This is a genomic window from Myxococcota bacterium (genome assembly GCA_035498015.1).
Taxonomy (GTDB): Bacteria; Myxococcota_A; UBA9160; order SZUA-336; family SZUA-336; genus VGRW01.
Map to the genome: position 1 here is coordinate 1 of DATKAO010000183.1, position 8,715 is coordinate 8,715.

General features: G+C 68.0%; 10 protein-coding genes. 6 read left to right on the forward strand and 4 right to left on the reverse strand.

Translation table 11 applies throughout. The annotated features are described in order from the left end of the window. The first annotated feature begins 249 nt into the window (after window positions 1-249). Both VMR86_16325 and VMR86_16330 read left to right on the forward strand, forming a co-directional pair. The gene (locus VMR86_16325) at window positions 250-699 is read left to right on the forward strand and encodes a hypothetical protein (GenBank protein ID HTO08616.1); all 450 of its coding nucleotides are present in this window, start codon (window positions 250-252) and stop codon (window positions 697-699) included. 153 nt (window positions 700-852) lie between these two features. Next, the gene (locus tag VMR86_16330; GenBank protein HTO08617.1) at window positions 853-1,521 is read left to right on the forward strand and encodes an MBL fold metallo-hydrolase; all 669 of its coding nucleotides are present in this window, start codon (window positions 853-855) and stop codon (window positions 1,519-1,521) included. A gap of 6 nt (window positions 1,522-1,527) precedes the next feature. On the opposite strand, the gene VMR86_16335 is transcribed toward VMR86_16330, so the two are convergent. Beyond that, complete coding sequence (locus VMR86_16335) at window positions 1,528-2,751, reverse strand: DEAD/DEAH box helicase (GenBank protein ID HTO08618.1); 1,224 nt, start codon at window positions 2,749-2,751, stop codon at window positions 1,528-1,530. Window positions 2,752-3,037: 286 nt separating this feature from the next. Here VMR86_16335 and VMR86_16340 point away from each other — a divergent pair, with 286 nt between their 5' ends. Together VMR86_16340 and VMR86_16345 are read left to right on the forward strand one after the other, a co-directional pair. Further along, complete coding sequence (locus VMR86_16340; GenBank protein ID HTO08619.1) at window positions 3,038-3,973, forward strand: hypothetical protein; 936 nt, start codon at window positions 3,038-3,040, stop codon at window positions 3,971-3,973. Next, window positions 3,970-4,923, forward strand: a complete 954-nt coding sequence (locus VMR86_16345) for a hypothetical protein (GenBank protein ID HTO08620.1) — start codon at window positions 3,970-3,972, stop codon at window positions 4,921-4,923. The genes VMR86_16340 and VMR86_16345 overlap by 4 nt, the downstream gene beginning before the upstream one ends. Before the next feature lie 24 nt (window positions 4,924-4,947). Here VMR86_16345 and VMR86_16350 read toward each other — a convergent pair whose 3' ends face one another. From VMR86_16350 to VMR86_16360, 3 genes are all read right to left on the reverse strand, one after another. Further along, complete coding sequence (locus tag VMR86_16350) at window positions 4,948-5,382, reverse strand: hypothetical protein (GenBank protein ID HTO08621.1); 435 nt, start codon at window positions 5,380-5,382, stop codon at window positions 4,948-4,950. Window positions 5,383-5,504: 122 nt separating this feature from the next. After that, entirely contained in the window at window positions 5,505-5,945 is a 441-nt protein-coding gene (locus VMR86_16355) for a CHRD domain-containing protein (protein ID HTO08622.1), read from the reverse strand. Window positions 5,946-5,980: 35 nt separating this feature from the next. Then, a complete protein-coding gene (locus VMR86_16360; protein HTO08623.1) occupies window positions 5,981-6,664 on the reverse strand; it encodes a helix-turn-helix domain-containing protein in 684 nt (227 codons plus the stop codon). Window positions 6,665-6,812: 148 nt separating this feature from the next. Between VMR86_16360 and VMR86_16365 the strand changes: the two genes are divergently transcribed. Together VMR86_16365 and VMR86_16370 are read left to right on the forward strand one after the other, a co-directional pair. Next, entirely contained in the window at window positions 6,813-8,039 is a 1,227-nt protein-coding gene (locus VMR86_16365) for a cytochrome P450 (protein HTO08624.1), read from the forward strand. A 79-nt stretch (window positions 8,040-8,118) separates the two neighbouring features. Beyond that, window positions 8,119-8,715 (forward strand): hypothetical protein (locus VMR86_16370; protein HTO08625.1); only part of this gene is annotated, 597 nt, incomplete at its 3' end.

Here is an 8,715-nt window from a genome sequence, read left to right on the forward strand (position 1 = left end):
TCACGATCACACCTACTTCCCCGAGGAATCGGAGTTCCTGTTCACCAACCACGGCGCCGTGCAGTTCATCGACGAGCAGGGAAACACGACGAGCGTCCTGGACTGGGAAGTGATTCAGTCGGTGGCGCAGGCCGCGAGCGCACGCGCGGCCTGAGCTGCTGACGCGCCTCGCCCGGCTGTGAAGAGATTCGCAGCCGGCCCGCTTCGCGTATGGGACCATGCACTCCGAACCACATGAGGGAGTGCGTCATGACTCGTTCGTTCTTCGTGCTTCTTTCCGTGTGCCTGTCCGTCGCGGGAGTCGCGCGCGCCAAGATCTCCGACATCCACTCGCCGTACGCGGCCGCGCCCTGCGTCGGGCCGACCCAGGCCGCGGCCGACATGTCCGACCCCAACGGCTACTACGCGGCCGGCGGAGCGCAGTGTCCCTCGCTGTGCAAGAAGGCCGAGGCCGACTGCAAGCAGTACGTGAGGGTCTCGTTCGGCTGCTGGAACTCTTTCTGGGCAGACGCGTTGTCGTACGAGAAGAGAGGCTGCGCGATCGGGCACCCGAACGACCCGCCGGCGAAGAATCAGTGCAAGAGTCAGGCGGATGCGATCCTGAAGACGTACCGGCAGGACGCGCAGAATGCGCGCGATCTGGGACTCAGCGCGTGCGAGGACTGGGAAGCCACGTGTGAGGCAACTTGCGGGCCGTGACGCCCAGGCTGACCGCGCGGCCATGAGCGCAATCACAGGCCGACAGGAAATCGCTGGCCAGCTCGCCGGATCCGTTCGATAGCGACTCGCTGCCCTGAGCGATCGCCTCGGCGCTCGTGGGATCGGCCCCGCCTCGCGCGTTAGCATGCCCGCGTGCGCGAGCTGCAATGGGGACTCTGGCATTGGACGGCGCCTCACCCGGAATGGACGCCGGCGGAGCGCTGGCCGCGGGAGGTGTCTTCGTACGCGATGGACGACGGCACGCGGCTGGTGTTGTTCGACCCGCTCTCGGTCCCCGACGAGCTGCTCGAGCTCGCGGGCGAGCGCTCGCCGATCGTGGTCCTGACCGCACCCTGGCACGAGCGAGACACCGAGAGCCTGGTCACGCGCCTGGGCGCCGTCCCCGTCTTCGTGCCACCGCCCGACACCCCCGAGGACCTCGTCCGCAAGTTCGGCATCCCCCTCGAGCAAGCCGGCCGCGGCAGCCCCGACGTGGCGTGGCTGCTCGCCTCCGACCGCGGCCCCGATCGCGCCCACCTCTACGCCGCGGGCGACGAGCTGCCGCTCGGCATCGAGGCGCTTCGCGGACGAGAGCACAACGACCTGGTGCTGTGGATCGAGAGCCGGCGCGCCGTCCTGACGGGCGACACGCTGGTCGATTTCGGCAAGGGCCTGCAGGTCAACGACTGGCTGCGCGGCGGAGTGACTCGCAAGGAGGTCGTGGAACGGCTCCGGCCGCTCTTGAACCGGCCGGTCGAGCTGGTGCTGCCGGCTCACGGCGAGCCCACGAACTTGACGGCGCTGGTGCGGGCGCTGGCCTGAGCTCGTTCAGCTCCGTGCCCGGGCGCGCCGGGAGCGCCCTTGCCGCGCGTGCTGGCGCGGCCGCAGGCCTCCGCGCCGGCCGCCGTCGTGCGGCGCCGGCGAGTGACTCGGCACGTGCCGTGCGGCTCCCCGCGCGTCATCGCGTGCAATCGGCAGGCTGCGCTGGATGAGCTTCTCGATGCCCCGCAGGTGGTCGCGTTCGCCGCTCGCGCAGAGTGAGATCGCGATCCCGGTCGCGCCCGCGCGCGCGGTGCGCCCGATGCGGTGCACGTAGGTCTCTGGCACCTCGGGCAGCTCGTAGTTGATGACGTGACTCACGCCGTCCACGTCGATGCCGCGCGCGGCGACGTCGGTCGCGACCAGCACCCGAGGCTGACCGCGCTTGAAGCCGTCGAGCGCGCGCGTGCGCGCGCCCTGCGACTTGTTGCCGTGAATCGCCTCGGCGGGAATGCCGCGCTTGGCGAGCCTCTCCGCGACCCGATTCGCGCCGCGCTTGGTGCGCGTGAACACCAGCGCGCGCTCCACGTCGCGCTCGCTCAGGAGCTGGGCGAGCAGCTCGTCCTTGCGCGCGTTCTCGGCGAAGTGGACCCGCTGCTCGACCGACTCGACCGTCGTCGCCTGCGGAGTCACATACACCTTGGCGGGATTCACGAGCAGGCTGTTGGCCAGGCCCAGGATCGGCGCCGGCATGGTGGCCGAGAACAAGAGCGTCTGCCGCCGGCGGGGTGTCTCCGCGACGATGCGCCGCACGTCGGGAATGAAGCCCAGGTCGAGCATGTGGTCGGCTTCGTCGAGCACGAGGATCTCGACCTTCGAGAGATCGGCGCGCCGCTGGCCCATCAGGTCGACGAGCCGCCCGGGACACGCGACCAACACGTCGAGGCCGCGCGACAGCGCGCGCACTTGCGGGCCTTGTCCGACGCCGCCGTGGACCTGCTCGATCGAAAGGTCGAGGTGAGCGCCGTAGGTGCGGAAGCTCTCCGCGACCTGCGCCGCGAGCTCGCGCGTCGGCACCAGCACGAGGCATCGAACGGTGTTGGGTGCTACGCGCCGCCTCGAGCCGGCGAGGTGCTGCAGGATCGGCAGCGCAAACGCCGCCGTCTTGCCGGTGCCCGTCCGGGCGCAGCCGAGCAAGTCGCGGCCTTCGAGAAGCTGGGGGATGGCCTGTGACTGGATGGGCGTGGGCTCCGAGTAACCCGAGTCGCGCACCGCGCGCTCGAGCTCGGGCAACAGGCCGAGAGAGGAGAAGTCAGAAAAGGGAACTGGGACAGAAACAGAGGTCAATGGAACTCCACTTGAACTTGCGCGGCCCCGAGGTACACGGGTGCTGCGCTCAGAGCGATCCTCGGGGCGACTCCGCGAACGGGGCACATCGCCCGGATCCGATGTTCGGCGCTCACTTCGAGCGCGACGCCTTGGCTGAGCAACTCGAGCCGGAAGGCGCGTCGTCGAGCCAGGGTGTAGCACGCCCCTCAGGAAAGCGCGAGCCCCATGAGCGCCGTGTTAAGCTGGTGCCATGTCGATCCCGCAAGTCCTGGCATTCATTGGTGTATGGCTGATCTCCGCCCCGCTCGCCCAGGCCGGCGACGTTCGCCTCACCCAGCACGGCGGAAACGTGAAGCTGACCTTCGGCGATGAGCCAGCCCACGTGTCGCTCACGGGCGGGGTCCCGGGGACGGTCAGCGTGAGCCCCGACCTGGGAACCACGCTGAATGGGAGCATGGAGCTGCGCAAGCTCGCCGGCGTGCAGTCCGTGAGCGTCCAGGGGGGCGATGCCCAGAGCGAGGTCAATTTCAACGGTCTCTCGATTGCGAAGAAGCTGAGCTTCAAGGGGGGCGACGGCGTGTCCCTCGTCGGCTTCGACGACTGCGCGATCGGCGGCGACGTGTCGATCCATGCCGGCCACGGAAATCTCAACCTCCAAGGCGACAACAACCAGGTTTCCGGGAAGCTCGACGTGAAGGGTGGACCCAGCCCCGACGACGTGACGCTCGGCGCAGCGAGCGTGGCTCGCAACGTGAACATCGCTCTGGGTGAGGGCTCGAATGAGTCCTCCTTCAGCGGCGTCGTGGGTGGCTCGCTCACGATCAAGGGCGGCACCTTCAACGACTTCGTCTCGTTCGGCAGCCTGGTCACGATGGGCTCGCTCAAGTTCGACATGGGCAGCGGCGGGAACGGCGCCGAGATGGGGTCGGCAGTCATTCAGGGCAAGGTGAGTTACAAGGGCAAGAACGGCATCGACTCGGTGCTGTTCGACGGCCCCATCATCGCGGGCGACGTCAGCCTGGACCTCGGGAACGGAGACAACGAAGTCACATTCCACGACACGGACTTCGAGTCCGATCTCACGGTAAAGGCCGGATCCGGCAACGACTTCGTGATGCTCACCGGCTCGACCAGCGTAGCCGGCAAGACGAGCTTGAAGCTGGGTACAGGAATGGACAGCCCATGACGAGGCTTTTTCTCCTTGGACTCGTGGGTGTCTGGATCGCGACGCCCGCGTTCGCCGGAAACGTCCTCGCGGTACAGCATGGCAAGACTCTGAAGCTCACCTTCGACGACTTCGCCGTGCACGTCACGATCACGAGCGTGCCGCTCTTGGCAACCGACATCATGACCGGCTTCATCGGCGTGCGACCGGACGACGTCGACACCACCGTGAACGGCTCGGCCGCGAACGCGCAGTTCATCGGCGTCGAGTCGGTGATCGTGAAGGCGGGTGACTCGCTGAACGAAGTGCACTTCGTGAAGGTCGGGATCGCCAAGAACCTGAGCTTCACGGGCGGCAAGGGCAGCGGCGACACCGTGTCGTTCGGCGATTGCGAGATCGGCGGGAACGCCTCGTTCAAGGCCGGCCCCAACGGCATCTCGCTGGAAGGTGCGTTCAGCGAGGTGGGCGGGAACCTTCAGGTGAAGGGCAGCGCCGCCGAGGACGACGTGGTGGTCACCGTCTATGTGAGCCACGCCATGAAGGTCGGGCTGGGCGACGGGGAGAACCACAGCCAGCTCTCCGGCACGGTCGGTGGCTCGTTCTCGCTCAAGACGGGGAAGGCGCCCGACACCCATACTCTGATGAGCCTTTCCGTCGCCAAGTCCGTGAGCATCGACGCCGGCGACGGCGGGAACGCGACCTTCTTCTCGGGTGTGTCCGCACCGAAGGTGAGTTACAAGAGCTCGAACGGCGACGACTACGTCAACTTCAGCGGGAGCGGGGTGGCTGGCGATGCGAGCTTCAGCCTCGGCAATGGCGACAACCAGGCCGCGTTCTCGAACTCGAGTCTCAAGAACCTCAGCGTAAAGGCGGGCGCGGGCGATGACTCCGTGTTCTTCGACGGCGCAACGCCTACGGGTCAGTTCAAGCCCAGCCTCGGCAAGGGGACCAACTCGATCACCACGATGTGATTGCCGTCAGGCCCCACGGTGATCTCAGGGGAAGGTGAGCGACTTGCAGCTCACGCTGGTCAGGACGAGTGATTCGTCCTCTCGGAAATCGCCGTCCTCATCGATCGCGGCAGTCCCCTCCAGCGTGGCAGGGTTCGCCTCCCAGGTCATCGTGGTGCTGTTGTATGCCGGTTGGCCATGAAGCATCCCGTGGACGAAGACACCGATCATGAGCTTCTGGTCCTGACTGTCGTGATAGATGGTGCCGCTGATCGGCCCGCGAAACCTCGACATCGAGTCGACGTAGATGAACGCCCCGGTGATCGGCGCGGTCTTTCCCGGCCGCGGCACGTGGACGTTCTGCAGCACGAAGGCGCTCGTCACGTCGCCGCCGATGCCGAAACAGAAGTCCTTGGCGAGGGCCGGGCTGGCGAAGGCGAGCAGAAACACGGCCGACAAAGCGCGGAAGGTTCGAGACACGACGTCCTCCTTTGAATGGGAAGACGATTCTACTCACTTCCGCGATCGCGCTCCGTGGAGAGATAGGGGAACACCGGGATGGTGAGAGCGCCGAGTGTGAAGCCAAGGGTCCCGGCGCGGCCTTACTCTCTGGTGAGCTGCCCCCGGATCTCGCCCGTGGGGTGCGTCGCGGTGTGGATGTTCAGATACCAGAGGCCTTTCTCGAGATCCGTGGCCTGCGCGGCGTTGAGCGTCGCCTCGCCTTTGATGGGACTCGAAGGCTTGCCCGGGATCATGAGCTCCGGCCCTCCGTTCGCGCCAGGCGCCGCCGGTCCGTGGAAGTGCGCGACCGTGGCTGGCCCGGAGAGACCCGCGTAGGTGATGGCGTACGCGAACTTCTTCGTGGCGGCGTCGTAGGTCGCAGCGATGCTGCCCGTGGCCTTGCTGTCGTTGGGTGGAACTTCATAGGACCCCTTGAGCTCCGCCTTGAACGAGATGACTCCCGCAAGGGCCGGAGTCGCGGCTGCGAGGAGCGCGGCGGATGCGAGAACGCCGAGAGCGCGCCGGGTGAGCTCGGTGAACATGGTGCCTCCAACGTCGGTGGTTCACGGTCGCGGAACTATACTGCGACCGACGAGCTGCTCGGTGGCCGCCATCCACTCCGCGCGATGCCCCGCATCACGAGCGCGACCCCGCTCCGCACCTGCTCCCGCACGGCATCGACGCTGGCGGCTTCGCTCGCCGAGAACACGAGCACCCAGGCGAGATAGATGGCGTAAAGCGTGGTCGCGGCTTGGCCGGCATCGACGCCGCGTGCGAGTGCGCCCTGCCGGCGCAGCCGACTGAGCAGGCCGTGCAGCTGTCCGAGCAGGCGCAGGTCGAGCTCGAAGGCTGCGCGGCCGACCGTCTCGGGCTCAGCGAGCGCTGCGGCGAAGAGCTCGCGCAGGAGCGCGCGCTCGTGGCGCCCGAGCAGGTCCACGTACACATCGAGGAGCTGGGTCACGGCTCGTGTTGGGTCGGCCGGGGCGCTCGCTACCGCGATGTCGCCAGCCGCGAGCGTCTCGCGGGTCTCTCGGCGCAGCAGCGCGAGCACGAGCTCCGCCTTCGAGGCGAAGTAGTTGTAGACCGTGCCGACGGCCAGGCCGGCGCGTCTCGCGACCTCCTCGATCGCCGTGTCGGCGTAGCCGCGCCGCGCGAACAGCGCCTCCGCAGCTCGCAGGATGCGCTGCTCGCGCCCGGCCTTCTGCCGTTCGCGCAGACCGCCCGCTGCCCGTTCTGGCCCGATCCGCCGCTGAATCCGCATGCTCGCGCACGACCTCCGCGCACCGCCCGAAGGCAAAGTGAATCAGTTCACGAAAAAGTTGAACCGATTCAGATCCTAGCCTATCGTGAGCTTCGGGAGAAACCCGATGCTCCGCCAGCTCCAGCGCCTCGTAGCGAGTGATCGCGCCATGCGCGCGCTCGGGCTCGTGGCGGGCCCGTTCCATCCCTGGCACCCCGACGTGCGCCGCGATCCCTACCCTACCTGGCGGCGACTGCGCGAGCAGGCACCGCTCGTCCGGGTGCGCCTGCTCGGGGCCTGGGCGGCGGGCCGCTACGCCGATGTCGAGCGGATCCTACGCGATCGCTGCTTCTCGACCGATCGAAGCGGCGTGCCCATGATCGGCGCGATGCGGCGCGGCATACGCGGCGCCCCCGACCTCGAGAGTCTCTTCGATCACAACCTGCTGATGATCGACGGCCCGCGGCACGCGCGCCTGCGGGCGAGAGTGAGTCGCGCCTTCACGCCGCGTCGGGTCGAGCAGCTGCGTAGCCGCGTCGAGACGCTGGTCGAAGAGCTCTTGGAGCGGAGCGCCGCGCGCGGCGAGATGGACGTGGTGCGCGATCTCGCCCGACCGCTGCCGGCAACCGTGATCGCCGAGCTGCTCGGCGTGCCCCAGGAGCAGCGTCGAGGGTTCCAGGGCTGGTCCGCGGACCTGGCGGAGCTGCTCGATCCCCTCTCCGGTCGAGACGGCATCGAGCCGCCCAAGCGGGCGACCGCGGCAGTCGCGAGCTGCTTCCGGGAGCTCCTGGCCGAGCGCCGTCGCGAGCCGCGCGACGACTTGCTCTCCGCCATGATCGCCAGCGAGGCGGAAGGCGAGGAGCCACTGAGCGAGAACGAGCTGCTGGCGTTGTGCACCCTGCTCGTCGCCGCCGGCTCGGAGACCACGGTGAACTTGATCGGGAGTGCCGTGGTCCTGCTGCTGCGCCACCCCGGCGAGCGCAAGCGTCTCCAGGATGACCTCGCGCTGCTTCCCTCTGCAATCGAGGAGTGTCTCCGCTTCGAGCCGCCGGTGCAGCTCACGGACCGGGCGGTAGTCGAACCCTGCGAGCTCGGCGGCGTCCGGCTCGAGCCCGGCGAGATCGTCGCGGCCGTGATTGCCGCCGCCAACCGCGACCCCGAGCGCTTCCCCGACGCGGAGCGCTTCGACGTCGCGCGAAGAGGGGAGCGCCATCTCTCCTTCGGCTTGGGCGGGCACTTTTGCCTCGGCGCGGCGCTGGCGCGGCTCGAGGCCGAGATCGCACTGGGCGGCTTGCTGCGTCGTTTCCCTGACTTCAGCGGCGATTCCGAGCCGCCGGACTGGCGCCGCTCCGCCGTGCTGCGAGGTGCAACGGCGGTGCCGATTCGGCTCGCATGAGCGAAGCACACTCACTGGGAGCCGCCGCGGCTCTGGGTTAGGGTGACCGGCGATGGATGGGGGCAGACTGAGCCGGTGGATGCCGTCGCTCCTGGCCGGTGCCGTCTTCTCGCTCTTGGTCTTCCGGCTCTTCCGGCTGATCGCAGATTGGGCGGTCAACCTCTTCTTCTGGGACCAGTGGGACTTCAACACCGTCACGCTGTTCGAGCGCGGCGACCTCTGGCAGATGTTCGACTGGCAGCACGGACCCCACCGACAGGGGGTGGGGGCGCTCCTCCAGGTCGCCGTCGAGCCGCTGTATCGCTGGAGCAGCCGAGGCGAGGCGTTCACGGCCGGAGCGATCGTCGCGGGGGCGGCGCTGGGCGCGCTGTATCTCGAGAAGAGACTCATGGGCAGGCTCTCCTACGCGGCATCGATCATTCCGATCAGCTTTCTCGGCCCGGCGCAGTACGAGAGCCTGTGGGTCATGCCGAACTTCTCCCACGGGCCGCTGCCGCTCCTATTGCTCGTGGTCTATTGCCTGGCGTGGACGGTCCGGCGAACGGCGCTGCGCTACTCGCTCGTCCTTCTGGTGAGCTTCCTCACGACCTACACGGGCTTCGGGTTCTTCGTCGGCGCGCTGACTCCGCTCCTGCTGTGCGTCGACCGCTTCAGCACTGCGCCTGCCGAGAGGATC